The following is a 24192-nucleotide window of genomic DNA, read 5'->3' on the forward strand; positions in this document are numbered from 1 at the left end:
CCTTCCTTTTCCTACACGGCCTTAAATCTGCCTGACTGGTCTGTACGCGATTACCCTACCTGCCATAATCAATTATATTTCCAGCAGGCAATGATATTGATATTACCGCCCTGCCGTTGTTGACCGTCGGAATTGGTTTATTTATTTTTGATGAATAGTTATATAAATCCGACACTTATTAGCCGGTCGTGTTAAAAAAGGACTAATTGAAAATAAATGAATCCATCTGTTCTTTAAATGAATCCCCCCATTTGGTACATTAAACAACAATTAATAATATGCAAACATTTCAATATTACTATTCAAATCACATAAAAAATAATTAGTATTGTCGGTTTAATTTTATTTAAGTATTATCTGCTACAGGATAAAAAAGGAGGCATGGCGTGTTGATGATTCTGGACGTGTTTAATCACTCAATACTTTATAAGAGAAAGCTGGTAAAATTTACGAGAATGGAGTTTTCATTTATGTTATTTCTTATCAACAGGCGTAAAAGCAATCCATTTCAAACGGAAGAAATTATTGAGTATATCTGGAAAGACCGCAGTCAGGTCATTATCAATAACAATCTAAACCAGCTAAGCTATAAAGTCAGGAAGAAAATATCAAAACTTGATGATTTCCTAACTTTAGAAATGAAGCGAAACAAAGAAAACAGGATAGTTAATAATAAAAAGGTGATTGTTCTGACATTAAAAAACAGATTTTTAGCAAAAATTATCACCCATTTATTTAAGGAGGTGTAGTTAAAAAATTCAATAGAAGGCTTATTTAAGTCCATTTAGCCAGACGAATAACTCCCCTGCATTATATTGAGACGGTTGTATATATCACTCTGACCCGACGCTGGCATCAATGGTTTAAATTGAGCATGGGGAGAGCCATTTTGCTGTAGCACATGAAATGTTTACCGACATCTGTGATAGTCCCTTGCGATGTCACTCTGTTTGAGCGGGTGTAACAATACTACGATGGAAGATCGCAATAATGGGGTCGGGTTGGATGATATGAAGGTCAGGGTGAACGATTATTTTATGCTGATTTAATTATCAGGATAAATTACAGTAATTGAGTTTCGTCATGACAGGAGGAGAGACTAATGAGGTGTATAAAGACAACGTTTAATTTAAACCCTAAAATAACCTTAAAGCACACAAAAAGACCGGTGCCGCAAGGATTTTAACCTGATAATTAAGAATACCTTCTACCTCGGCAGGTCTTTTATGATTGTTTTCCTAAAATGAAAACTCTTGAGTAAATTGGATTTTAACTATTAAATGGACAAGATTTTAGATGAAAAAATAATTATTATGATCCCTTATTGCCTGGCAATAAACGTAGCCAGCGCATCAACACTATCATTTTTAAGCGAGTGCAAAAGTAATGGCGGAACGGTTTCTCTGCAGGAAGCCGTTGTGCATATAAGTACCCTCAAGGGCATAAGCCATATTGGTTGAAATTACCAGGGAGCAGTGGAAACAAAATCCGAAGGAAAAGATATCTCAACCGAGGAGAGCTATCATCTGGCGGGTGAAGGGGCGTCATAAACTGACGCCCCTTCACCCGTATATCAGGTAAAGCGATGGTCTGATTCAGAATGCCGCGCCTTTAGGCATTAAGGAATTTTTCCAGGAACTGGCGGGTACGCGGCTGCTGCGGCGCAGTGAACAGATCGCGAGCCGGGCCCTGTTCGACAATTCGCCCCTGATCCATAAAGATTGCCCGGTCCGCCACGTCGCGGGCAAAGCTCATCTCGTGCGTGACGATAACCATCGTGCGCTTTTCCTGTGCCAGCGCACGAATGGTACTGAGCACCTCCCCTACCAGCTCAGGGTCTAGCGCAGAGGTCGGTTCATCGAACAGTATCACTTCCGGCTGCATCGCCAGCGCACGCGCAATCGCCACGCGCTGCTGCTGACCGCCCGACAGGCTGCGCGGATAGCTCATCTCTTTTCCCTGCAGCCCCACTTTCTCCAACAGCTGCCGGGCGCGTGCTATCGCCTGTGCTTTGGCCTCACGCTTAACGATGACCGGCCCTTCAATAATATTCTCCAGCACCGAACGGTGGGGAAACAGATTGAAGCTCTGGAAAACAAAGCCGACCTGCTGACGCAGGCGGCGGATCTGCTCTTTCTGGCGGTGCATTCCCAGGGAAGAGTCGATCTGAATATTGCCGACCTTGATGGTGCCGCTATTCGGCTCCTCAAGCAGGTTAATGCTGCGCAGCAGCGTGGTTTTACCCGATCCGCTTGGACCAATAATCGCAACGACTTCGCCCGATTTAACCTCAAGATCGATGCCGTGTAGTACGGTCTGACCATTAAACTGTTTAACCAGCTTGCTGACTTCAATGGCGCTCATTTTGACTCCCGATCCTGACGATTAACGTGGTCTTCCAGCTTACTCTGTAACAGCGAGAGCAGCGTTGCCATCACCCAGTAGATCAGCGAGGCGGCCAGGTACATCGTAAACACTTCCAGCGTGCGTGAGGTAATCAGCTGCGCCTGACGGAACAGCTCAGGAACCTGAATGGTCGCGGCCAGCGAGGTATCTTTGACCAGGCTGATAAAGCTGTTGCCCAGCGGCGGCAGAGCGGTTCTGGCTGCCTGCGGCAGGATCACCCGGCGCATGGTCTGCCAGCGGGTCATGCCAATACTGGCGGCGGCTTCCCACTGCCCGCGCTCAATTGCAGCAATGGCCCCCCGCAGGGATTCTGACGCGTAGGCGGCGGTGTTCAGCGACAGGCCAATCATCGCCGAGGGAATGGGATCCAGCTCAATGCCAAACTGCGGCAGGCCGTAGTAGATCAGAAACAGCTGAGCGATAAGCGGCGTACCGCGAAAAATCGACACGTAAAAACGCGACAACCATGACAGCGGCCAGAAATGCGACAGGCGCATCATCGCCAGCACAAAACCCAGCACCAGCCCAAAGAACATGCCACCGATGCTGAGCTGAAGGGTGAATACCGCCCCCTTCAATAAAAAAGGTGCTGAATCCAGCACCAGTTGAATACTTTCCTGCATTATTTAGTTACGTCCACGCCAAACCATTTATCAGAGAGTTTACCCATCGTGCCGTCCTTCTGCATGTCCGCAATGGCTTTATTGATAGCGTCACGCAGATCGGTGTTGCCTTTGCGCAGTGCCACACCCGATTCCTGACGGGAGAAAGCCGGACCCGCTGCGGCCAGGGTGTTACCAGTTTTCTTCACCAGATCCAGCGCGGCAAGGCGATCAACCAGGATAGCGTCAATGCGGCCAACGCGCAGATCCTGATATTTAGTCGGGTCATCATCATAGGTGCGAATATCCACGCCCTTCACGTTCTGACGCAGCCACTGCTCATAGTTTGAACCCAGGCCCACGCCGACCTTTTTGCCGCTCAGATCTTCAGGACGTTTGATGCTGTCCGCGTTGGCTTTTTTGGTCAGCGCCTGAATACCAGAAATGGTATAGGGGGTGGAAAAGTCATACTTCTTCTCACGATCGGGTGAGAGCGTCACCTGATTGATTACCACGTCGATGCGTTTAGAGTCGAGCGCGGCAAGCATCCCATCCCATTTGGTCGGCTTCAGGCTGGCCTTCACGCCCAGATGCTGCGCCAGGGCAGTAGCAAAATCGACTTCAAAGCCCGCCAGCTTGCCATTTTCATCCTGGAAGCTGAACGGGGGATACGTCCCTTCCAGGCCCACCAGCAGGGATCCACGCTCCTTCACTTTGGCCAGCAGATTTTCTTGTGCCGCATAGCTGGCCGTAGAGAAGCCCGCCACCAGCGCCAGAGACATCACACCCATTACCACCCGGCGACGCACCAGAGAAAAATTCATAGTCACTCCACGCTATTATTAGTTCAGGGAAGCCGCCCGGCTTCCCGCTTATTGTCAATCTCGCTGCCTGCAACCCGGGCTAACCGGCAAAATTTACCCAGCCCGGCGCGTTTATACCAGATGGCAGCGATAAATTACCCGATACAGCTTAGACCATATGGTGATAAGCAAATAACGCAGGCGCACCGCCGGTATGAATAAAGGCGATGGGGCCTTCACGCGTGAAGCGCTGCTGGCTGATACCATCTATCAGACCGGCCATCGCTTTACCGGTATAAACCGGGTCAAGGAAGATGCCCTCAAGCCGTGCCAGCAGCCTGATGGCCTCCAGCCCTTCTTCGTTTGGCATACCGTACTGCGGCGCGAAATAGTCATCCCACAGGGTAACCGGCGCTGAGGAGGTCAGCGCCAGCGAAGCGGAGAGCTGCTGGCGGATCGCCTCAACTTTTGGCCGCTGCTCCGCTGCCCGGCGTGAGACGGTGACCCCAATCAGTTCGGTTTCCGGCAGCAGCAGCTCCAGCCCCACCGCCAGCCCCGCATGGGTACCTGCGCTACCGGAAGCCACCACCACTGCGGCAAAATCAACCACGCCTTCCGACTGGTGTGCCAGCTCCTGTGCGCATTCAACGTAGCCCAGCGCACCCAGCGCGTTCGAGCCGCCCACCGGCACCACATAGGGACGAAAGCCCTGTGCCTCCAGCCGGGTGGCCTGCTCCGCAAGCTGGGCATCCGGGTCATGTAGCGCATCGACCATGATCACCTCGGTCTCCATCAGCTCCAGCAGCAGACGGTTGCCGTTGCTCAGATAATTCTCTGACGCGGTATCGATCGGATTTTCCAGCAGCGCGACGCATTTCAGCCCCAGCTTAGCGGCAACGGCGGCCGTCTGACGGACGTGGTTAGACTGGATGGCCCCGGCGGTTAACAGAACATCTGCGCCCTGCCGCAGCGCGTCAGCGGCCAGATACTCCAGCTTTCTCAGCTTATTGCCGCCCAGCGCAACAGGCGTGACATCGTCACGTTTAATGAAGATATCGCGGCCAAGGTGGTCGGAGAGACGGGGAAGATACTCAAGCGGCGTGGGCGCACCCAGCAGCTCTAATTTAGGAAAGGAAGATAAAAGATGTAAGGACAACGCAGCCTCCGTGGAAAGCGCAAACGGTTATCCTTACAGTTTTACAGAAGAGAGCCAAAAGGTAACGTAAAAGAGGCGTTCAGCGCGAACCTAATTACGCTGCCAGCCTAAAAATTGGTCATATTTGCGCAGGGCGATGCGGTAATTATTGTTCCCGGCGTCAGGAAGGTCATTTTCCAGGCATTCGTGCCAGCTGTTCCCGCTGAGCTTTTCAGCAGGGAAATTGCGCGCCGACAGCATATCGTCAAGGCGACGCAGGCGCACAACGTATTCACGGATCGTGCTATGACTCATCTCGGTCTGCTCAAACAGATACTGTTTGAATGCCATGATGTCGAAATAATTTGGATGCGTATTGCAATAAATATCACTGCAAAAGCGGCACAGCGCCGTCAGTTCATTTTGCAGTTTCAGCCACACCTGATCGTCGATCAGCTGATCCATCCGGGCTATAGCCTCCTTGTTTATTATCTGACCGCGAAACACCAGCGCCATACGATCCAGCACCTTGCCACAGTGCGAACAGTTACTCTGGCTGTGTTTGTAGTCTTTCAAATAACGGCTCAGCGGCCTCATTTTTGTACTGGATCTCATTTTGAGTCCCCGGTTGGTGTTGAGAGTGCAAAGCTGACTCCGTCAGCGCGCTCCCGCTAACCGGGCGCGCAGGCGTTTTATCGCCTGACTGTGCAGCTGACTGACCCGGGACTCCCCGACCTCAAGCACTGCGCCAATCTCTTTCAGATTCAGCTCTTCCTGGTAGTAAAGCGTCAGCACCATTTTTTCGCGGTCGGGCAACGCCTCGATCGCTTCAATGACGCGTTCGCGAAGGTTCCCTTCCAGCAGCTGGTGAAGCGGATTAGCCTCTTCATGGCCTTCCGTCACCAGCTCGGCGCTGTCGCCGTGTTCTTCCCGAAATTCGTCGTAGGAGAACAGCTGGCTGTTATTGGTATCCAGCAGGATCTGCCGGTAATCCTCTAACGACACGTCCAGCTGTGCCGCAACTTCCTGCTCGGTTGCCGAGCGGCCAAGTGACTGTTCAACGCGGTGCATAGCGCCCGCAACGTCACGTGCGTTACGTCGCACGCTGCGCGGTGCCCAGTCGCGGCTGCGCAGTTCGTCAAGCATGGCCCCACGGATGCGCTGTACGGCGTAGGTGGTGAAGGCCGTTCCCTGTAGCGCGTCGTAGCGCTCCACGGCGTTAAGCAGCCCTATTCCCCCTGCCTGTAGCAGGTCATCCAGTTCAACGCTGGCAGGTAATCTGACCTGCAGACGCAGCGCTTCGTGACGTACCAGCGGTACGTAACGCTGCCACAGCGAGTTTTTGTCCATCACCCCATCGGCGGTATAGAGATCGTTCACTCTGACTACCCTGCGTTAGTTAAGTTATCGGCACGATTATCTGTTTCTGTAGGGAAGATTGATTGGTGGAATAGCGCTAATAAAGGCGGTTTATTTCAATTTTGTTTAAGAAAGCGGCGCGTTGCGCAACCGCCATTCAGGAAGTCAGGCAGGCAGACGAAGTTTGTCGCGCGTGGCCTCGGGTACCAGGTGCCACAGTGCGCACACTCTGCCGTCAATGTCATGGTAGGCGGTACTCAGGTCGGTTTCGCCCATGGCGGCGCGGCGCAGATGAACGATGCCGCTCGCGGCGTCTATGGTTAGCAGACGACTGGTAAAAAGCCGCTGGAGATCGCTGCGCAAATAGAGGCCATTATCGACGCCATTGTCCTGAAGCAGGCCGTCTTCGTTATCACGCATGATGATATGGCACGGCTCGACCCAGGGGTAGCTGGCGCTGCTGAGCAGCCGCGTGCCGGTTATTACACAGGCGCCGTAGCGTGCCTGTACGGCGGCGCTAAACTCGGCCTGGCTGGCGCGCTGCCACACTTTCATACGCACCTTTCTGCCTACCTGCGTACCGGCGATCACCCCTGCGGGTGGGCCGATCAGTACGCTGGTCAGTACCGCAATAAACTGAATGCGCCGGGAGACGCTAAAGCAGGGATGCGCCTGGGTGTCATACAGCTGCCAGTATTCATCCTCCCCCTCCTGGCGCATCATCGAGAGCTTGTATCCCCGGCTGCCAATCAGGTTCTGGGCGGCCGCCGAAGCGGGATCGACCATGGCATAGACGCGGCTTTCCCCCATCACCTTCCAGCAGTGGGCCTGTTTCGCCTGTTCGGTGCGTCGAAAATAGAAAAAGGGCAGCTGCTGTTTGAGGTAGTACTCCAGCCGTCGCAGGTAATTTTTGCGTTCGTTATCGTTAGAGATAAACAGCAAATCTTCCAGCGGGCTGTTGGTTTCATCATTGGCAAAGACGGCGCGGATTACTAAGTTGCGGTAGCTGGTTGACGGGCTGAGCAGCGCCCGCGCCGTCAGCTCCTTCTCGTCGGGAAACCTGATCGCATAGCGTCGGGCGATCTCCTCGAAGCTCAGCAGATCCCCGGGGATCAGATCGACGTTGAAGCGCATAGGTCACTCCAGAGAAAAGGCTTCACCATGCCTTTTCAACATGTCTGAAGCGTAAAAGGGGATATCAATGCTCTGTTATCGGCAGCGGCGGGCGTTTCTGTAGGGTTCAGGTGCAGGAGGAGCAAACGGGAGAAAAAAGGGGCGACAGTGCCGCCCCTTCTGACGCTATCAGTTCCCCTGCCAGGCCTGGGACCAGAGCCTGACGTTGTCCCCGGTCAGCATCCAGTCACGCCGGACGAGGGTTTGCAGCTGCTCACCCATCCGCGCGCTGGCCTGTTCATCGTCCAGGTGCATCCGAATCGCATCCCGCCAGTCAAGAAAGCGGTTACGCACACGGGTAACCGGGAGGTTATGCCCGCGATAGCACTCTACGTCGCTGCAAATCACCGGAATGCCGCAGGCACCATATTCCAGCAGGCGAAGGTTGCTTTTACAGCTGTTAAACAGGTTATCTTCCACCGGCGCCAGCGCCAGATCCAGATTTAGCGAGGCCAGCTTCGCCGGATAGAGGCTAAGGTCGACCCCATGGTGGAACTCATAAATCCACGGGCGCAGCTTCGGCGGGCACATGCCGAAGAACACCCACTCCACCTCACCGGCAAACTCTTTCACCACGTCAACGATCATCTCCAGATCGCCGGTATGGCTCGCCCCACCCGCCCAGCCGATGCGCGGCTTGCGCCCCTGCTGACGCAGGCTTTGCAGCCCACCCCAGCGGTTAACCGGCAGGCGGTTTAACACCACCTGAATATCGCTGTGCATATCGCTCAGCGCCTCGGCAAGCGGCGGTGTGGAAACGATAAAGCGGTCAAAATAGGTGAGGCTTTTACGCAGCTGCGCGGCGATTTCCTGCTTAAAGTGGCTGCGCTGATAATGCTTCATCGGCACGTTAAGGATGTAGTCATCCAGCTCGAATACCTTAAAGACGTCGGTCAGCTTACGGGTACGATCTATCCACTGGTGGAAAGCAGGCGCGTAGCGACGCTGTATGATCAGGCTGTCCGGCTTGATCCTGCCCATTTCGCTGATGCTCAGCAGGGTATAACTGGCTTTACCCTCGGCATAGCCTTCTCTCTGCATCGCTTCAAACGGCGTGGTGATGCGATAATAGCCGCAGCCGGACAAGTCGGCATTGTGCGCCATAAAGACCGGTAACTTTTCCCGCTGAACCGGGTTCCAGCTAAGCGAACTGTCGCTGTTCACATCGAAATGGCGGCTTTTCAGCGACAGGTTAGCGTTAAAGGCCGGATCGTTAGCGATGATCGGCATCCAGCCGCTGAAGAGTTTGTCCTCTTCCTGCTGTTTCAGTTTGCCTGATGTATGCACCGTTTCGCCAGGGAACGGGTTCTGACGAGCGGCAGGACGCAGGATGCGCGCATAAGGCGTCCAGACGGTCATGTAGCCCTGGCTACGCGCCCGCAGGCAGAAATCGACGTCATCATACAGCAGATGGGTGTCGTCAAAGCCGCCGAGCGCGACAAAAACCTCTTTGCGCACCAGCATAAAGTCGCCGGACACCGCACTGTAGTTTTGGTCGAGATGCAGACGTCCCAGGTAGCTTGGATGGGTATCATCCTGACCGCGAAAGGCCTCGCCCGCCGCGCCATTGACGCCAAGAATATACCCGGCGTGGCGGATCTTGTTCTGCGAGGTCAGCTGTTTACCGCCCACCACCGCCACTTCCGGGCGCTGTCCGTGGTTAAGCAGGTTATCCAGCCACTCGCCGTCGGTGACCGCCAGCTCGCTGTGCATCAATAGCAGATAGTCACCCTGTGCGCTTTGCGCCGCCAGATTCACCATCGCGGCGCGCTGATAGCGCTGGGCATAGTTCACCACCCGTATCCGGTGTGGATCCACCTCGCCGATGCGCGTCAGCCACGCATCCCGCTCCGGACTGCTCTGGTTGTCTGCCACGATCAGCACTTCATAATTCAGATAGCGGGTTTTCTCCAGCAGCGTGGTGACGCAGCTAATCAGGGACGGCAGGTGCCAGTTGACCAGAATAACGATGGATACCTTCGGCTGTGTGCCATGCTGGTAGCGCAGCCGATAGTTGTAGTAGCTGTCCAGCGCGATCTGCGCGTCAGGATAGCCGCGATTATGCAGATGGCGCTCAACGATCGCCGCATCTTCGGTTATCACGCGATTTTTTAGCCGTGCGGTCAGCAGCGGTTCGGCCAGATGCCCCACCACGTTCAGGCCCTGCGACTCAATCAGTTTGATAATCAGATCGAATTCTGCGGAGGCGGGATAGCTGAGGTCAAACCCTTCTGCCGCTACCAGCAGTTCGCGCCGGAACAGCCAGTGCTGCGCCATAATTTTCGGCGAACTGAGCAGCAGGTCGAGCGTGAAGTCCGGGCGAAAAGCCATGCCGGTTGGCAGATCGTCAATATAGAAAAACTCGTCGGCGTAGAGCGCCAGCACGCTGTCCGCCTCCGGCAGGCTGGTGGAGAGCGCAATCAGGCCTGACGGGTGAAACTCGCTGCCCGCGTCAACAAAGAGGAACCAGCCGCACTGATGTTCTTCTATCAGGGCATTAATGGTGGCCAGCCGGGTCTCTGCCGTCGCCGGGTAGCTAAGCACCCCGGCGATATTGTCATCCGTAGCTCCCACCAGCATCGGCGAAAGCTGAAGAGTCGCACTGTTCTGATGCGCCAGCGAGTTCAGCGTCTGCGGCAAATGTTGACGATTTTCATCGGTAACGGTGATCACCACCGCTACGCGGACAGGTTCAGGATGTTCCACCGCACGAGCGGTGAGAAGCGCCTGCTGGAAAGGCTTAAGCCTGCGCTCGCTCAGCCAGCCGCCTAACGCATTCAGATTAAGGTTTTGATATTGCAGGCCGCTGAGATTGATGCGGGTAAAGGCGTCAGGCTGCGACATCGGCGCCACCCGTACCATATTGATCGCGCCAGTGTCGGCAACATACCACGGCTCAAAGCGCAGCGTATCGAACACGATTTCGCGGTTTTTTTGCACAATCGGCCAGCCTTCATGCTGCTGCGGCTGCGAATAGATGTCAGAGACGCGAATGGAGCAGAGCGGGGCTGGGAAGTAGGCCAGCGTTCCCTTCACCAGCAGGCGGCAAAAAATCAGCAGTCCTTCGACGTGCTCGAGTTTTTCCTCCCCCACCTGAAACAGCGGCGCATCATCGGGCATCATCGCCAGAATATCTTCACGGCGCACCAGCGCGGCGGTCAGCTCGCCAATCAGGCTAAAGTGCAGGGTTGTTTGGTAACGTAAAAAATCCTGGCCATTAAGCAGGCTGTTCTCGCTAAGAAATGCCGCGGTGGCAATCAGATCGGGGAGTTCTTCATACTCCGGCCCAATGCGCCTGCGCTTAGAGGCCACGACCTGACAGTCAGGAAACTGCTCCATCGCCGACACCAGCGTGCTGACGCAGTCGGTTGCCAGCAGTTCGGCATCGGTCAGAAACTTCAGATAGTCGCCCTTCGCCTCTTTGATCGCCGCCTCGTAAATGCCGGGGTGATTTTTATCGTAAATCAGGTGGCGAATCGGATGAGCTGGCTGTTCGAGCCAGGGCTGCAACAGGGCGGGAATAAATTTATCTCCGCTGCTGTCGGCAATCAAAATTTCGCAGTGCGGATAGTCCTGATTAAGCGCGCTTTTGAGCGCCTCTTCAAACCAGGTAGGGATCTGGGCACTGAGTATAATACTGACAAGAGGCTGGGTCATGAGTGGTGATTCTCCCGAGATCCCCGGCTGCCCGGACCACTCGGGGCGCAGGGGAAAATGATTTATCCCATCATAGTCAGCTGATGAGAAATCAATCGCTCAAGAAGGCGGGCAAAGTGGGGCTATTCCCGGATATCAGCCCCCTCTTTTTCAGGCAAAAAAAAAGCCCCGCAGTTGCGGGGCCTTATCAGAGATTTTTATAGAGCGATTAGCCCTGCAGCAGAGACAGAACCTGCTGTGGAACCTGGTTAGCTTTTGCCAACACAGAGTTACCTGCCTGCTGAATGATCTGCGCTTTAGACATGTTAGAAACTTCTGTTGCGTAGTCAGCATCCTGAATACGAGACTGTGCTTCTGACAGGTTAGTGGTGGTGTTGTTCAGGTTGGTGATGGCAGAATCCAGACGGTTCTGTACCGCACCCAGGCTTGAACGGAATTTATCAACAGACGCGATGGCTTTGTCCAGCAGCGCCAGAGGATCCTTAGTCGCGGAACCAGAGTAAACGTTGGTGTTAGCGCTGGAAGAGATATCGCCCACGGCGCTGGTCGTCGCGGTGGTAGCCGTGTCGCCGCCGTTAACGATGTCAGCCGCTGCCACGCTGTAGTTTTTGCCCTGCACGCTAACGAAGCCAACTGCATTGCCGCTGGCGTCTGCGCCAACTTTGATTGCCTGACCGGTCATCACGCCGCCGGTCACGCCGTTGGTGGAGTCGGTGTAGTTAACGGTAGTGGTGTTCAGTTTAACCGCGCCGCCAGTACCTACAGAAACAGAGTAGTTGTCGCTGCCGGAAGAAACCACGTAGTTGTTGGTCGCTTTACCCGATGCATCCAGCACGCTGTGCAGAGACAGGCCGCTTGCTGCAACGCCCAGGCCAGAGGCTACTGCGCTCAGGTCAACGGTAGAAACCGCACCGGTAGACGCGTCGCCAACGGTAGTCACATCGTCGCTCAGGCTCAGGGCATTTTTGTCTACTGCAAAACCTTTCAGGCCCAGAGTAGAGGAGTCGATTTTCTGCAGGTCAATAGAGATGGTTTCGCCATCGTTTGAGCCAACCTGGATTTTCATGGTACCGTCTTTCGCCAGTACGTTCACGCCGTTGAATGAAGTCTGACCGGATACGCGGTCGATTTCGTCCAGACGTGATTTGATTTCGTCCTGGATTGAAGACAGGTCGGAATCGGAGTTGGTGCCGTTCTGAGACTGTACGGTCAGTTCACGAACGCGCTGTAAGTTGTTGTTTATTTCTGACAGTGCGCCTTCAGTGGTCTGTGCAGCAGAGATACCGTCGTTAGCATTACGTGATGCCTGAGTCAGGCCGTTAATGTTAGAGGTGAAACGGTTAGCAATTGCCTGGCCAGCGGCGTCATCTTTCGCGCTGTTGATACGCAGACCAGAAGACAGACGCTCAATAGAAGTAGACAGAGCAGACTGGTTCTTGTTGATGTTGTTCTGGGTGATCAGCGAGAGGCTGTTAGTATTGATTACTTGTGCCATGATAAAGTTTCCTGTTAAATCATTTCGGGTTAAGTTGGTTGGGCTGTTTGCCCCCCGGCTTCATCGCCGTCAAGGTTGTTATCGTCTGCCCTCCCCTAACCTTTAGAATTTTTTTTATCCCAGGCAGATTATTTTTCCAGACCTGTCTACTCTCCGAAATACCCTTCTCTATTAGCGCTATTCGCTTTATTAACCCGATGCAAATAGTCGTAAACTTTACCCATAGCTGGCCGATAACTACGCTATTCACTCTCCGTGTTGACGACATAAAGGAATTATTATGGCTACCATCTCTACACTGGGTATCGGTTCCGGCCTTGATTTGAGCACCATTCTGAGTAGTCTGCAAACCGCTGAAAAGGCCTCACTGACGCCGATTTCAACGCAGCAGTCATCCTATACGGCAAAGCTGAGCGCCTACGGTACGCTGAAGAGTTCACTGACCTCTTTTCAGACTGCGAATACCGCACTGAACAGCGCCGCCCTGTTTGCCTCAACCAAGGCGACCAGCACCTCCAGCGCATTTAGCGCCACCACCACGACAGGTGCGGTAGCCGGTAAATATACCGTTAGCGTATCTCAGCTGGCCACGGCGCAGACGCTGACCTCGGCGGTGCAGAGTAGCAACACCACCGCGCTGGGCACCTCGGACAGCACCATTACCATCCAGCAGGCGAACGGCAATAAAGCCGTCGCGGTCTCCGTTAGCGCAGCGAACTCTTCGCTGACTGGCATTCGCGATGCAATCAATAAAGCGGATGCGGGCGTTACCGCCAGCATTATTAAAGTGGGCGATGGCAGCTATCGCCTGTCGATGACCTCGAACGCAACCGGCACCGACAATGCTGCGACGATAAGCGTAAGCGGCGACAGTACGCTACAGGGGATCCTCAACTACGACGGTACCTCCAGCAGCAATATGACCCAGAGCGTTGCGGCGCAAAATGCCAAACTGACGGTAAACAACGTTGCGATTGAAAACAGCAGTAACACCATCAGCGATGCGCTGGAAGGGATTACCCTTAACCTGACCGACACCACCAGCGGTAATCAGACGCTGACGGTGACTCAGGATACCACCAGCGCCTCCAGCGCTATCAGCGACTGGGTTAACGCCTATAACAGCCTGCAGGATAGCTTTGCCAGCCTGACCAAATATACCGCCGTCACGACGCAGGCCACCTCTCAGGACAGCAGCAATGGCGCCCTGCTGGGCGACAGTACCCTGCGCACCATCCAGTCGCAGTTAAAAAGCATGCTGACTAACGCCGCCAGCTCATCAACCTATAAAACGCTGGCGCAGATTGGCGTGACGACGGACCCAACCAGCGGTGACCTGAAGCTGGACAGCACCGCGCTGACCGCCGCGCTCACGAAAGATTCGGATGGTGTGAAGCAGATGATCGTCGGCGATGGCAAGACCACCGGCATCACGACCAGTATCGCGACCAATCTCACCAGCTGGTTATCAACCACCGGTATCTTACAGGCGGCAACGGATGGCGTGAGTAAGACGCTGAACAATCTGACCACCCAGTACAATGCTGAAAGCACCCGCATTGATAATACGATTGCGCGCTATAAAACACAGTTTACCGCGCTGGACGTAATGATGAGCAAGCTAAACAGCACCAGCTCATACCTGACTTCTCAGTTCACTACCAGCAGTTCTTCAAGCAGTTCTTAAGACGTAAGGAGTCGTAATGTATAGCGCAAGCGGTACCAAAGCCTATGCAAAAATTGGTGTGGAAAGCGCGGTCATGAGCGCCAGCTCAGACCAGCTGATCACCCTGCTGTTCGACGGGGCGCTAAGCGCCCTGGTTCGCGCACGGCTATTTTTGCAGGATGGCAACATTGTGAAAAAGGGGGAGTCCCTGTCTAAAGCCATTAACATCATTGATAACGGCTTGAAAGTGGGGCTGGATGAAAGCAGTACGGACGAACTGACGCAGAATCTGATTGGTCTGTATCGTTATATGGTACACCGTCTGCTGCGGGCGAATCTTGATAATGATGTGAGTGTGATTGAAGAAGTTGAAGCGCTGCTGCGCAATATCGCCGACGCCTGGAAAGAAGTTTCAGGTTCACCTGCACTGGTTCAGGACGCCGTCTAAATGAATATCGCCCCGCACATGTTCGGAATTTATCAGCAGCTGTTAGTGATCAGCCAGTCTATGCTGCGTCTGGCTTCAGAAGGTAAATGGGATGAGCTGATCGATACGGAGGTCAATTACGTCAGTACCGTTGAAAAACTGGCGGAAACAACCCGCGATGTAGCCATTCCGGCGCAAACGCTGGATCAGCTGCGTCCCGTATTGCGTCATATTCTGGACAACGAAGCCGAAGTAAAACGTATGCTTCAGCATCGGATGGGCGAACTCGCCGATCTGATTGGGCAAAATACCCGTCAGAAGTCGGTTAATTCAGCGTACGGTAAACTGTCTGGAGTCGTGCTTTTCCCGCATCAATCCACCTGAAATAATAATATTTGCCTATGACTTTTCCCCATACTTGCCAGCGGGTCAGCGTGCACCAGAATATTACGCCGTAACCCGCGCTTTTTCCGCAGCCTGCTCCATACTTCAGACTCATCGCTGTTGAAACTGGAGCAAGGACATGCGCAATCCCACGCTGTTGCAATTCTTTCACTGGTATTACCCCACAGGCAGTAAGCTCTGGCCAGAGGCCGCCGACCGTGCGCCGTGGCTGGCTGAAATCGGCATTACCGACGTCTGGCTGCCGCCCGCGTCAAAAGGCGAGTCCGGTGGCTTTTCGGTAGGCTATGACACTTACGATCTCTTCGACCTGGGTGAGTTTGAGCAAAAGGGTTCCCGCGCCACGAAATATGGCGATAAAGATCAGCTTATTGCAGCGGTCACTGCGCTTCGTGACCATCAGGTTGGCGTGATTATGGACGTCGTGCTGAACCATAAGATGGGCGCGGATGAAAAGGAGCAGGTGCAGGTTAACCGGGTGAATCCGGATAATCGGGATGAGATCGACAGTGAGGTTATCGGGGCTGAGGCGTGGACGCGTTTCACCTTCCCGCCGCGCGCGGGGCAGTATTCAAAGTTTGTCTGGGATTATAAGTGCTTTAGCGGCGTCGACCACATTGAGAACCCCGATGAGAACGGCGTGTATAAAATCGTTAACGACTATACCGGTGAAGGCTGGAACAGCCAGGTTGATGATGAGCTGGGTAATTTTGATTATCTGATGGGTGCGAATATCGATTTCCGCAACCGGGCGGTGACCGAGGAGTTAAAATACTGGGCGCGCTGGATGATGGAGACGCTGCCGTGCAGCGGGTTTCGCCTCGACGCGGTAAAACATATTCCGGCCTGGTTTTACAGGGAGTGGATCGATCATATTCAGGAGGTGGCGGATCGGCCGATGTTTATCGTGGCCGAGTACTGGTCGCATGAGGTGGATAAGCTCCAGCACTATATACACCAGGTCGAAGGCAAGACCATGCTGTTTGATGCCCCGCTGCAGATGAAGTTTCACAACGCCTCACGCGAGGGTGCCGGTTTCGATCTCAGCCAGCTTTTCAGCGATACGCTGGTCGCCCACGATCCGTGGCACGCGGTGACGATTGTCGCTAACCATGATACCCAACCGCTTCAGTCGCTGGAAGCGCCCGTCGAGCCCTGGTTTAAACCGCTGGCCTATGCGCTGATTTTGCTGCGCGAAGAGGGTGTGCCTGCGGTTTTCTATCCTGACCTTTTTGGTGCGCAGTATGAAGATGAAGGGTCAGACGGTGAGATTTACAAGATTGAGATGCCGGTTATCCCGGAGTTAGAAGCGCTGATTCGTGCCCGTCAGCTTTACGCGCACGGCGTGCAGACCGAGTGGTTCGATCACCCTAACTGCGTGGCCTTTGCCCGCAGCGGCACGGAGGATCATCCCGGCTGCGTGGTGGTGATGTCCAACGGTGATGAGGGGGAGAAGACGCTGTCACTGGGTGAGGGCTTTGCGGGCACGCACTGGTACGATTTTCTGGGGCACCGCGAAGAGGGGGTCACCGCGGATGAGGGGGGAAGCGCAGTTTTCCGCTGTAATGCGGGTAGTCTGAGCGTCTGGGTGATTCAGGAGTAAGTTCCGAGTGGGGCCCCGTGCTGTACAGGCCTGGGGTGTCGCCTGGGGGTGGGGCCCGGTGCTGCACATGGGGTGTCGCCTACGGGTGGGGCCCGGTGCCTGGCGGTCCTCGCGCCGCGCGTGGCGCGGTCCCTTCGCTCCGCTCGTCGACCTTTCGGACCGGGCATGACGGGACATCCCTGTCCCGGCATGCCCTTGTTCCAGCATCCCTGCTGGCCCATCCGGGTCTTCCTTACTGCACTCAGCGCTGCGGAATGCCTGTCACCGGGCCCCACCCGTCTGCTCCTTTTGCATTGTGCTGACTGCGGGTAACAACGGTTCCGGGGTTTCAGGAAACTCTTTATCCGATTTTATTGCGGAAAAAAACCTGCAAATAAGAAAACCTTTTCGCTAAAGAGTAGCTACCGTCGCCTGCTGGCCCATCCGGGTCTTCCTCCCTGCCCTCAGCGCTGCGGATTGCCAGTCACCGGTACCCGCCCACCTGCTCCTTTTGCATTGTGCTGGTTGCGGGTAAAAGCCACTCAAAAGCCTGAGAGGTGGACAATCCCTGCGGTTGATGGGCAATCCGCAGCGCTGCGGCGAAGACGGAAGGCCAGGCGAGGGCAGCAGGGATGCTGCTCTCAGGGAGCGGCGGGCAGGGATGCCCGCTCGCGACCGGGCCGTCCGGCCTGGAGCCGGAGCCAAAGGCACCACGCCGAGCGTGGCGTGAGGACGCCCGGCAAACGCTGGGATTATCCACCGGGAGAGCAGGCATCGCAGCTAACCAGCCAACCAGCCAACCAGCCAACCAGCCAACCAGCAGAGTGCCGGAAATCCTGACACCGGTAACCACACACCCGATCCTTTTGCATTGTGCTGGCTGCGGCTATAAGCAGTTCCAGGGAGTACAGGAAAGTTTCACCGGGTTTAATGCAAAATGAATTATGCAATTCAGGAAAACAAGTGTCATTGAAAGGGGTTCAAATGTCCGCATGTGAACAGGGCTTAGCCTGAAGTCGCTCAGGTAATTACGGAACGACAAATGGGTTTTACCTGAAGCAACTCAAAAGCCTGAGAGGTGGACAATCCCTGCGGTTGATGGGCAATCCGCAGCGCTGCGGCGAAGACGGAGGGCCAGGCGAGGGCAGCAGGGATGCTGCTCTCAGGGAGCGGCGGGCAGGGATGCCCGCTCGCGACCGGGCCGTCCGGCCTGGAGCCGGAGCCAAAGGCACCACGCGGAGCGTGGCGTGAGGACGCCCGGCAAACGCTGGGATTATCCACCGGGAGAGCAGGCATTGCAGCTAACCAGCCAACCAGCAGAGTGCCGGAAACCCTGACACCGGTAACCACACACCCGATCCATCTACATTGTGCTGGCTGCGGCTATACGCAGTTCCAGGGAGTACAGGAAAGTTTCGCCGGGTTTAATGCAAAATGAATTATGCAGTTCAGTAAAACAAATGCCATTGAAAGGGGTTCAAATGTCCGCGTGCAAACAGGGCTTAGCCTGAGCCGCTCAGATAATTACGGAACGACAAATGGGTTTTACCTGAAGCAACTCAAAAGCCTGAGAGGTGGACAATCCCTGCGGTTGATGGGCAATCCGCAGCGCTGCGGCGAAGACGGAAGGCCAGGCGAGGGCAGCAGGGATGCTGCACTCAGGGAGCGGCGGGCAGGGATGCCCGCTCGCGACCGGGCCGTCCGGCCCGGAGCCAAAGGCACCACGCGCAGCGTGGCGTGAGGACGCCCGGCGAACGCTGGGATTGTCCACCGGCATCGCAGGTATTACAGCCTGCATGACCGGCCTGCCAACAGGCAGGGTGTCGGAATGCCATCAGGCAGGGTGTCGGATTGCCTGTCACCGGGCCCCACCCGCCTGCTCCTTTAACATTGTGCTGGCTGCGGGTAAAAGCCACTCAAAAGCCTGAGAGGTGGACAATCCCTGCGGGTGACGGGCATTCCGCAGCGCTGCGGCGAAGACGGAAGGCCAGGCGAGGGCAGCAGGGATGCTGCACTCAGGGAGCGGCGGGCAGGGATGCCCGCTCGCAACCGGGCCGTCCGGCCTGGCGTCGGAGCCAAAGGCACCAGGCAAAGCCTGGCGCGAGGACGCCCGGCAAACGCTGGGATTGTCCACCGACACAGCAGATGTTGCAGCCCGGACAACTCACCGGCAAATGCGAGAATTGTCCGCCGGAATGCCCCTCACCCGCCCGTCAGGACTTCTGATTTCTCAGCATAGGCTTATGGTGTGCCTTACCGCTGCTGGAAACAGTCGCTTTCGGCTTCGGTGGTGGGGCATCATTCACGTGTGCCAGCGCATTCTGACACTCTGCCGTCGGCTGCTGCACTTTTTGCAGTACCAGCTTGTCATAATGGAGCGTCATCCCTTCCCGCTCCAGCGGCATCACGCGGGCTTCATTATTCACGTTAACCCAACGATCATCGAGGCGAGTCACCTTACCGGGTTTGGCAATGACCCGCTGCCACTGACGGCAGTCAAGCGTATCGCCCGCGGCGGTCACAATCAGGCTTGCCACCGCCTCTTTACTAACCAGACCTTTTTGCGGCCCCATCGTCTGCCAGTTTCCCACCAGATCGGCAGGTGGAGGCGTTTTAACCACATTGTGGTAATTAGGTATCTGTGCGCAGCCTGACAGCGCGACGGCTGCTGCGGTCATTACAATCCACTTTTTCATTTTCAGTTCCTGACTCCTCGACCAGGCGCTACGTTATAATTTCTGATTAACCACCGCAAGCAGCTTCATACCGTTGTCCCCTTCAGCCATAACAATATTCGCTTCAACCGCCCATTCACGCATGCAGCAGCAACATCTGCACCCACTGGCATTTCACCAAACCGCGCCCCGGTGTAAACTGACGCGCATTATTACGTGCAGGACAAATGATGAAAACAATTGAAGAGTACTACACCACCGCCAGAAGCCTGTTTCTTGAGGCCTACCCTGAAATAAAGCAGGGAATCGACAACCTCCAGGAAGAGGATGCGCAGGCGCTGGGCATGTCGCTGGAACAGTTACAGTCGATGCAATCCGACCGCGCCTGGGCCGCCTTTACCCGCGAGAAAAAACTTGATGGTATGCTCTTTGCCATCCAGCTGGCAGAGCCAGATAAAGACGTGGCGGCTGCCGCTATCGAAACCTATCTGCGCCAGCATGCTGAAGCGCTGGGGATGAGCTGGGAAGAATTTTGTATTAAGAACGAACTTTAAGCGCTCGGGGCCTGCTCACGCGGCCCCTTCAACTTGCTGATGTGCTATCCCTCCTAAACAGTGCCATCCTTTTTTTTAAATTTACCCCGGAAAAATGCTTTTTTGCTGCCTAAACAGCTGCTAAGAATGCTCCCAAAGCAGATGTCACAGCAGATTATCGTTCGATAACGGCAACTGATTGCGCTATATATGCTTACAGCCTGTGACCTGGAGATAATAAACTTTTTAGGATGATTAATAATCGCATGGGGACGTAATAAAACCTCCACCAGAATATTCATCCGTATAAGTATAATTAATGCGATAGGTCCGGTGTTATTGCGTTAGAGAACCGGGTCGCGTATGTTAACCGGGCAGAGTTTTACCGTAAGAAATGCGGCGTTAAGCCTGTTGTGAGGTCTGCACAGGCTCTGTAACCCTGTCATATTGCGACCTCCCGCAGCGCCAGGGCCTGTAAGAACTTTGAGCCAGAACAATGCCAATAATTAAATATAAACTCGATTCAGCCATATTCTTATTTTTTTTCTCATTCTGTTTAGCCACGCTGGGTATAAATTGCCGCACCGTTCAGGCGCTTTCTCTTTTCTGGCCGTGTAACGCCCTTCTTTTGGGTATAATGGTACGCTTTCCAAAGATTGAAACGTCACTCAGCTTACCTGCTATTTATAGTGGCATGGTACTGGCCGATCTGTTTTCCGGTACGCCATTCGTCATGTCGCTGACTTTGAATATTGCCAACCTCGCCTTTATCACCGTGGGTAAGGCGGTGCTGCTTGCAGATTCCCTGCAGCATCCCCGGCCACGACGTCTGCAGGCGTTGATGAGGGTATTTCCCGCTTCCATTCTCGGGGCGGGCGTCTGTGCGGCAGTGGGGTCGTTAGCCAGCCAACACTATTTTCATGACGATCTGCTCAAAGGCTGGATTTCCTGGTTTTGTGAGCAGGTATCAACCTCTATCCTGCTGCTGCCGCTGGCCATCACCCTGCCCCGCCGCGGAGAGCTTAGCGCCCTGTTAAGTGAGATAAAGCAAAGTACTTTGTTGCCGCTATTGTCCCTGGTTATCACTACCGTCACGGGGATTTACGTCGGCGGCGGCGGCAGCCTGATGTTCCCCCTGCCCGCGCTGATGTGGTGCGCCATTAGCTACCCGATCTTCTTTACCTGTGTGCTGACGGTGGTGACCGGAATTGCTGAAATCATCCTGGTGGCAGGCCATGTACTGAATATTCAGGGTGCAGACGACTTTTTCCTTATCGACAGCCTGGCTTCGGCGCGACTTGGCGTCGCGGCGATGACCATTAGCCCACTGATTGTTGCTCTCAGCACCACCACGCAGAAAAAGCTGGTTGCGCGCATGACTAAACGGGCTGACTACGATTTTCTTACCGGCGCGCTCACGCGCAGCGGGCTGTCGTCACGGTTGAATGCCCTGGCCGCTGGAAAACATAAGCAGGGCCATTTTTATGGCGCGGCGTTCATCATCGACATTGATCGCTTCAAAAGTATCAACGATACCTGGGGCCATGCTACGGGAGATCACGTGCTGGTTAAAACGGTTGAGTGTATCCGTCAGTCGCTACCGCCAACGGCTGTTGTCAGCCGCATGGGCGGTGAGGAATTTCTGGTACTGATTGAAGGCGTTTCACCACCGCGAGCCAGTATCCTGGCCGATCGGCTGCGCCGCAGTATTGAGCAACATACCATTATTCACGACGGGCAAATCCTCAATATTACGGTGAGCATTGGTGTGAGTGCGCTGGACATTATCGACTCTGACAGCCTGGAGGCGTCAATCAGAACGGCCGATGAACAGCTCTATATTGCTAAAAGTAGCGGCCGAAATCGCGTGAGTCCGGAGTTTACCCTCTGAAATGACACAACCCGCCGTGGCGGGTTGTAATCGAAGCCATTCAGGCTTCGTTATCGATGCGGTTAGCTTCGATTTCAATGTCCTGAATGGTGCTATCCAGCTCATCAAGTAACGTACCCTGCTTCGTCAGCAGTTCGTTCACTCTTGCAGCAAACTCCGGGTGCTTAAATTCGCCCTGATCAAAGGCCAGCCAGTGGGTTGACAGCGTTTCCGTATTGGTTTGTGCATAGTGGCGCATCTCTTTCAGCTGCGAGGTCACGTCACGTAAATGTTCGGTCGGTGATTTGCGTTCCTGATTATCGCTCATGCATTTATCCTTATCTGGTTAAAAAAGCGTTCATAAATTCTGACTCTTATGAAAGTGAGAAGTTCATTAACACTTTTTTAACCAAACCTTGCGGCAAAAAAAAGGCCGCCAGCGCAGGCGGCCTGAAGAGAAAAAATACTTAGAAGTAGGCAATTTTGCGATCCGTGCCATTAATGTTAACCGTGACATAGCCTGCCGCCGTGGTGGTGGTTGGAGCCGTTGCGCTAAGGGTAGCCAGCGTGAGCACGCCCTTCTCATTAGCCCCGACGCCCGCCAGACCGTTATGCATGCTCATACGGGCATTTGGCGACGTAGTCCCGATGGTACTGGTGTCCGTGACCTGCGTTAAATCAGGCGCGAACAGGTTACACTCCCCTGATTCAAAACGGGTTGGCCCGGTTGAGGTCAGGTTAAATACCATGTCACCACTGGCGGCTTTCAGCTTCACCCAGATTTCGGCATAGGTCAGGCCGATTCGGTTAAGCTTAACGTCCAGCACCGCAGGCGAACCTTTATGCTGGATATCGGCATAAATCGCCGTTGAGCAGCGGGAAATACTCAGCCAGGTAAAGCCGGACGCTACCGAGGTTACCGGACTGGTGGCCGTTGCAACCAGCACATCATTCGTCACCTTACTGATCATCTCGATAAGCCACTGCTGGTTATCCTTCGGCAGGTTAACTTTACCCAGCTTGTACCAGTTATCGGTGGCGGTGGTGTTAGTGACCTTAAAGCCGCTGTACCAGCCTGCCTTCATCGAACCGGTCATTATCGTGCCGAAGTGCTCGTCGCGACGCCAGCCGTATTCATAGCCTGACAGCCAGCGGGTGGAGTCGGTATCGGTCGTGATGTTACCGCCAGACTGAAGGTTAAGCTGTTTAAGCTGCAGACGGGTGTTGTTCATGTTCAGCGCATTGTCACAGGACTCGATGCTCAGCGCATCCACAATCCAGTTACCGTCGCTGAGGTTGCCGGGAAAGCGCGTATGCTCAATCCAGACGTTATGAAGCAAACCCTGGGTAACTCGCGGCATATATAGCGTCGCATCGCCGTAGCCGGTCTGGAAATTGGCGTTGGTCAGTTCGATAGCCGTTGAGTGGTCCCAGGCCCCTGCCGCCGTATCTGACCAGGTCACATCAAACACCCTTCCGTAAGTGTTAAGAGTGTAAATCTGGTCAAACTTGGTATCCAGCGTATCCAGCAGCTTGATCACCGTACCGCCGTTATTCTGCGCGCGGAAGCGTGAGACAATGACTGACTGACCGGCCACAATAGTGTTTTGAAAGAACGGCTGCTGGTTACTGCACATTGCTGCCGTAATCGCCACTTTATTGGTGGTCGTATCCGCTGACGCCTGCCCATCCCAGGAGATCCCTTCAATCGCTACGCGCCTGGCCTGAACTTTGAAAACGGGCGAGGTGGATTTATTGGAAATGATGGTCGTTCTGGGCAATGCGCCGTGTGGATTATCATCACCCGTCACATAGAAAAACGCCATCGCAGTTGCAGAATAGTCGATGGGGTTGATCAGGAACTTGCCTGACGGGAACCGGACGCCCAGGTCTTTCGCTACGCTGTTGAAATTTTGCGCCCAGTTCATCATCAACTTAAACGGCCCGCTGTCATCCGTTACGCCATCGCCCTTCCCGCCAAAATGGAAAATATTTAAACCCGCCGGGTCGCTGATAACGCGTTTCCAGTAAAAGCCACTGCCGACGGCATAGGTCCCTGAATCATCCGCTTGTGGAGAGGTGCCGGTAAACCCGACAAAATCACCGCCGCCGCGAAAAGACGAGTCTTTATCCGTATAGCGGCGTAACACGGCCAGATCGCCCGATTTGGTTGGTGCAGTCGTACGCAGTTCGGCAAATGAATTGACTTCGATCATAATAACCTCCGGGGCGATTGGCCATTGCGAATCGCCTTCATTGATATGTTTATTTAGGGAATAAATACGGGAATGATTAATTACGCCAGACTTTATTATTTGCTACTTCTTCCCTGTCGCAGTCATTAATTTTAGTTTTTAACTTTGCATAGCTTCGCCCAGATATCATTATGCAAATTAATTTCTTTTAC

23 protein-coding genes are annotated in these 24192 nt (G+C 54.3%); 7 read left to right on the forward strand and 16 right to left on the reverse strand.

What is annotated here, in order from left to right; translation table 11 throughout:
• Window positions 1–386: 386 nt before the first annotated feature.
• Entirely contained in the window at window positions 387–749 is a 363-nt protein-coding gene (locus AAGR22_RS12900; protein ID WP_345827897.1) for a hypothetical protein, read from the forward strand.
• Window positions 750–1611: 862 nt separating this feature from the next.
• Here the strand turns inward: AAGR22_RS12900 and tcyN are convergent.
• The 9 genes from tcyN to AAGR22_RS12945 form a co-directional block, all read right to left on the reverse strand.
• Window positions 1612–2364 (reverse strand): L-cystine ABC transporter ATP-binding protein TcyN, encoded by a 753-nt coding sequence (tcyN, locus tag AAGR22_RS12905; protein WP_345827898.1) that lies wholly within the window; start codon window positions 2362–2364, stop codon window positions 1612–1614.
• The gene (gene tcyL / locus AAGR22_RS12910) at window positions 2361–3029 is read right to left on the reverse strand and encodes a cystine ABC transporter permease (RefSeq protein ID WP_067700965.1); all 669 of its coding nucleotides are present in this window, start codon (window positions 3027–3029) and stop codon (window positions 2361–2363) included. Before tcyL ends, tcyN begins: the two co-directional genes overlap by 4 nt.
• A complete protein-coding gene (gene tcyJ, locus AAGR22_RS12915; RefSeq protein WP_345827900.1) occupies window positions 3029–3832 on the reverse strand; it encodes a cystine ABC transporter substrate-binding protein in 804 nt (267 codons plus the stop codon). Before tcyJ ends, tcyL begins: the two co-directional genes overlap by 1 nt.
• A 148-nt stretch (window positions 3833–3980) precedes the next feature.
• Complete coding sequence (locus tag AAGR22_RS12920; RefSeq protein WP_345827902.1) at window positions 3981–4967, reverse strand: D-cysteine desulfhydrase; 987 nt, start codon at window positions 4965–4967, stop codon at window positions 3981–3983.
• A gap of 90 nt (window positions 4968–5057) precedes the next feature.
• Complete coding sequence (gene fliZ, locus AAGR22_RS12925; protein WP_067700957.1) at window positions 5058–5561, reverse strand: flagella biosynthesis regulatory protein FliZ; 504 nt, start codon at window positions 5559–5561, stop codon at window positions 5058–5060.
• 42 nt (window positions 5562–5603) lie between these two features.
• Window positions 5604–6326 carry an RNA polymerase sigma factor FliA gene (locus tag AAGR22_RS12930; RefSeq protein ID WP_067700954.1) on the reverse strand — a complete coding sequence of 241 codons (723 nt, stop codon included), beginning with the start codon at window positions 6324–6326 and terminating at the stop codon, window positions 5604–5606.
• Between the two features lie 144 nt (window positions 6327–6470).
• Window positions 6471–7439, reverse strand: a complete 969-nt coding sequence (locus AAGR22_RS12935; RefSeq protein ID WP_345827903.1) for an HNH endonuclease signature motif containing protein — start codon at window positions 7437–7439, stop codon at window positions 6471–6473.
• Window positions 7440–7607: 168 nt separating this feature from the next.
• The gene (locus AAGR22_RS12940) at window positions 7608–11135 is read right to left on the reverse strand and encodes a glycosyltransferase (RefSeq protein WP_345827905.1); all 3528 of its coding nucleotides are present in this window, start codon (window positions 11133–11135) and stop codon (window positions 7608–7610) included.
• Window positions 11136–11343: 208 nt separating this feature from the next.
• Window positions 11344–12630: a FliC/FljB family flagellin gene (locus AAGR22_RS12945; RefSeq protein ID WP_345827907.1), complete on the reverse strand. Its 1287-nt coding sequence runs from the start codon at window positions 12628–12630 to the stop codon at window positions 11344–11346.
• 280 nt (window positions 12631–12910) lie between these two features.
• Here AAGR22_RS12945 and fliD point away from each other — a divergent pair, with 280 nt between their 5' ends.
• The 4 genes from fliD (at window position 12911) to amyA (ending at window position 16728) form a co-directional block, all read left to right on the forward strand.
• Window positions 12911–14317, forward strand: a complete 1407-nt coding sequence (gene fliD, locus AAGR22_RS12950; protein ID WP_345827908.1) for a flagellar filament capping protein FliD — start codon at window positions 12911–12913, stop codon at window positions 14315–14317.
• Between the two features lie 16 nt (window positions 14318–14333).
• Complete coding sequence (gene fliS / locus AAGR22_RS12955; RefSeq protein WP_345827909.1) at window positions 14334–14744, forward strand: flagellar export chaperone FliS; 411 nt, start codon at window positions 14334–14336, stop codon at window positions 14742–14744.
• Window positions 14745–15107 carry a flagella biosynthesis regulatory protein FliT gene (gene fliT / locus AAGR22_RS12960; protein WP_067700904.1) on the forward strand — a complete coding sequence of 121 codons (363 nt, stop codon included), beginning with the start codon at window positions 14745–14747 and terminating at the stop codon, window positions 15105–15107.
• Window positions 15108–15246: 139 nt separating this feature from the next.
• Window positions 15247–16728, forward strand: a complete 1482-nt coding sequence (amyA, locus tag AAGR22_RS12965) for an alpha-amylase (RefSeq protein ID WP_345827912.1) — start codon at window positions 15247–15249, stop codon at window positions 16726–16728.
• Window positions 16729–17191: 463 nt separating this feature from the next.
• Here amyA and AAGR22_RS12970 read toward each other — a convergent pair whose 3' ends face one another.
• The 5 genes from AAGR22_RS12970 to yedD form a co-directional block, all read right to left on the reverse strand.
• Window positions 17192–17560 carry a hypothetical protein gene (locus tag AAGR22_RS12970; protein WP_345827914.1) on the reverse strand — a complete coding sequence of 123 codons (369 nt, stop codon included), beginning with the start codon at window positions 17558–17560 and terminating at the stop codon, window positions 17192–17194.
• Between the two features lie 167 nt (window positions 17561–17727).
• Window positions 17728–18057: a hypothetical protein gene (locus AAGR22_RS12975; protein ID WP_345827916.1), complete on the reverse strand. Its 330-nt coding sequence runs from the start codon at window positions 18055–18057 to the stop codon at window positions 17728–17730.
• Window positions 18058–18223: 166 nt separating this feature from the next.
• Complete coding sequence (locus AAGR22_RS12980) at window positions 18224–18505, reverse strand: hypothetical protein (protein ID WP_345827917.1); 282 nt, start codon at window positions 18503–18505, stop codon at window positions 18224–18226.
• A 60-nt stretch (window positions 18506–18565) separates the two neighbouring features.
• On the reverse strand, window positions 18566–18841 hold the full coding sequence (locus AAGR22_RS12985) for a hypothetical protein (protein WP_345827918.1): 276 nt from the start codon (window positions 18839–18841) through the stop codon (window positions 18566–18568).
• Between the two features lie 79 nt (window positions 18842–18920).
• On the reverse strand, window positions 18921–19403 hold the full coding sequence (gene yedD, locus AAGR22_RS12990; RefSeq protein WP_067700898.1) for a lipoprotein YedD: 483 nt from the start codon (window positions 19401–19403) through the stop codon (window positions 18921–18923).
• A gap of 209 nt (window positions 19404–19612) precedes the next feature.
• Here yedD and AAGR22_RS12995 point away from each other — a divergent pair, with 209 nt between their 5' ends.
• Both AAGR22_RS12995 and AAGR22_RS13000 read left to right on the forward strand, forming a co-directional pair.
• Window positions 19613–19936 (forward strand): DUF6388 family protein, encoded by a 324-nt coding sequence (locus AAGR22_RS12995; protein ID WP_345831596.1) that lies wholly within the window; start codon window positions 19613–19615, stop codon window positions 19934–19936.
• Between the two features lie 616 nt (window positions 19937–20552).
• The gene (locus AAGR22_RS13000; RefSeq protein ID WP_231877549.1) at window positions 20553–21806 is read left to right on the forward strand and encodes a GGDEF domain-containing protein; all 1254 of its coding nucleotides are present in this window, start codon (window positions 20553–20555) and stop codon (window positions 21804–21806) included.
• Between the two features lie 40 nt (window positions 21807–21846).
• On the opposite strand, the gene AAGR22_RS13005 is transcribed toward AAGR22_RS13000, so the two are convergent.
• The gene (locus tag AAGR22_RS13005; protein WP_067700889.1) at window positions 21847–22113 is read right to left on the reverse strand and encodes a hypothetical protein; all 267 of its coding nucleotides are present in this window, start codon (window positions 22111–22113) and stop codon (window positions 21847–21849) included.
• A 139-nt stretch (window positions 22114–22252) separates the two neighbouring features.
• Window positions 22253–24001, reverse strand: a complete 1749-nt coding sequence (locus AAGR22_RS13010) for an amylovoran biosynthesis protein AmsF (RefSeq protein WP_345827919.1) — start codon at window positions 23999–24001, stop codon at window positions 22253–22255.
• Window positions 24002–24192: the final 191 nt, after the last annotated feature.

This window comes from Erwinia sp. HDF1-3R (assembly GCF_039621855.1).
Lineage (GTDB): Bacteria > Pseudomonadota > Gammaproteobacteria > Enterobacterales > Enterobacteriaceae > Erwinia.

What these genes read in the sequence shown, in the direction of transcription:
- fliT (WP_067700904.1), top strand. Translation starts at nt 14,745, where the DNA reads ATGAATATCGCCCCGCACATGTTCGGAATTTATCAGCAGCTGTTAGTG.
- AAGR22_RS13005 (WP_067700889.1), bottom strand. Translation starts at nt 22,113, where the DNA reads ATGAGCGATAATCAGGAACGCAAATCACCGACCGAACATTTACGTGAC.
- tcyN (WP_345827898.1), bottom strand. Translation starts at nt 2,364, where the DNA reads ATGAGCGCCATTGAAGTCAGCAAGCTGGTTAAACAGTTTAATGGTCAG.
- fliZ (WP_067700957.1), bottom strand. Translation starts at nt 5,561, where the DNA reads ATGAGATCCAGTACAAAAATGAGGCCGCTGAGCCGTTATTTGAAAGAC.
- AAGR22_RS12940 (WP_345827905.1), bottom strand. Translation starts at nt 11,135, where the DNA reads ATGACCCAGCCTCTTGTCAGTATTATACTCAGTGCCCAGATCCCTACC.
- tcyJ (WP_345827900.1), bottom strand. Translation starts at nt 3,832, where the DNA reads ATGAATTTTTCTCTGGTGCGTCGCCGGGTGGTAATGGGTGTGATGTCT.
- yedD (WP_067700898.1), bottom strand. Translation starts at nt 19,403, where the DNA reads ATGAAAAAGTGGATTGTAATGACCGCAGCAGCCGTCGCGCTGTCAGGC.
- AAGR22_RS12945 (WP_345827907.1), bottom strand. Translation starts at nt 12,630, where the DNA reads ATGGCACAAGTAATCAATACTAACAGCCTCTCGCTGATCACCCAGAAC.
- fliD (WP_345827908.1), top strand. Translation starts at nt 12,911, where the DNA reads ATGGCTACCATCTCTACACTGGGTATCGGTTCCGGCCTTGATTTGAGC.
- fliS (WP_345827909.1), top strand. Translation starts at nt 14,334, where the DNA reads ATGTATAGCGCAAGCGGTACCAAAGCCTATGCAAAAATTGGTGTGGAA.
- amyA (WP_345827912.1), top strand. Translation starts at nt 15,247, where the DNA reads ATGCGCAATCCCACGCTGTTGCAATTCTTTCACTGGTATTACCCCACA.
- AAGR22_RS13000 (WP_231877549.1), top strand. Translation starts at nt 20,553, where the DNA reads ATGGTACGCTTTCCAAAGATTGAAACGTCACTCAGCTTACCTGCTATT.
- AAGR22_RS12935 (WP_345827903.1), bottom strand. Translation starts at nt 7,439, where the DNA reads ATGCGCTTCAACGTCGATCTGATCCCCGGGGATCTGCTGAGCTTCGAG.
- AAGR22_RS12995 (WP_345831596.1), top strand. Translation starts at nt 19,613, where the DNA reads ATGAAAACAATTGAAGAGTACTACACCACCGCCAGAAGCCTGTTTCTT.
- AAGR22_RS12980 (WP_345827917.1), bottom strand. Translation starts at nt 18,505, where the DNA reads ATGCAGGCTGTAATACCTGCGATGCCGGTGGACAATCCCAGCGTTCGC.
- AAGR22_RS13010 (WP_345827919.1), bottom strand. Translation starts at nt 24,001, where the DNA reads ATGATCGAAGTCAATTCATTTGCCGAACTGCGTACGACTGCACCAACC.
- tcyL (WP_067700965.1), bottom strand. Translation starts at nt 3,029, where the DNA reads ATGCAGGAAAGTATTCAACTGGTGCTGGATTCAGCACCTTTTTTATTG.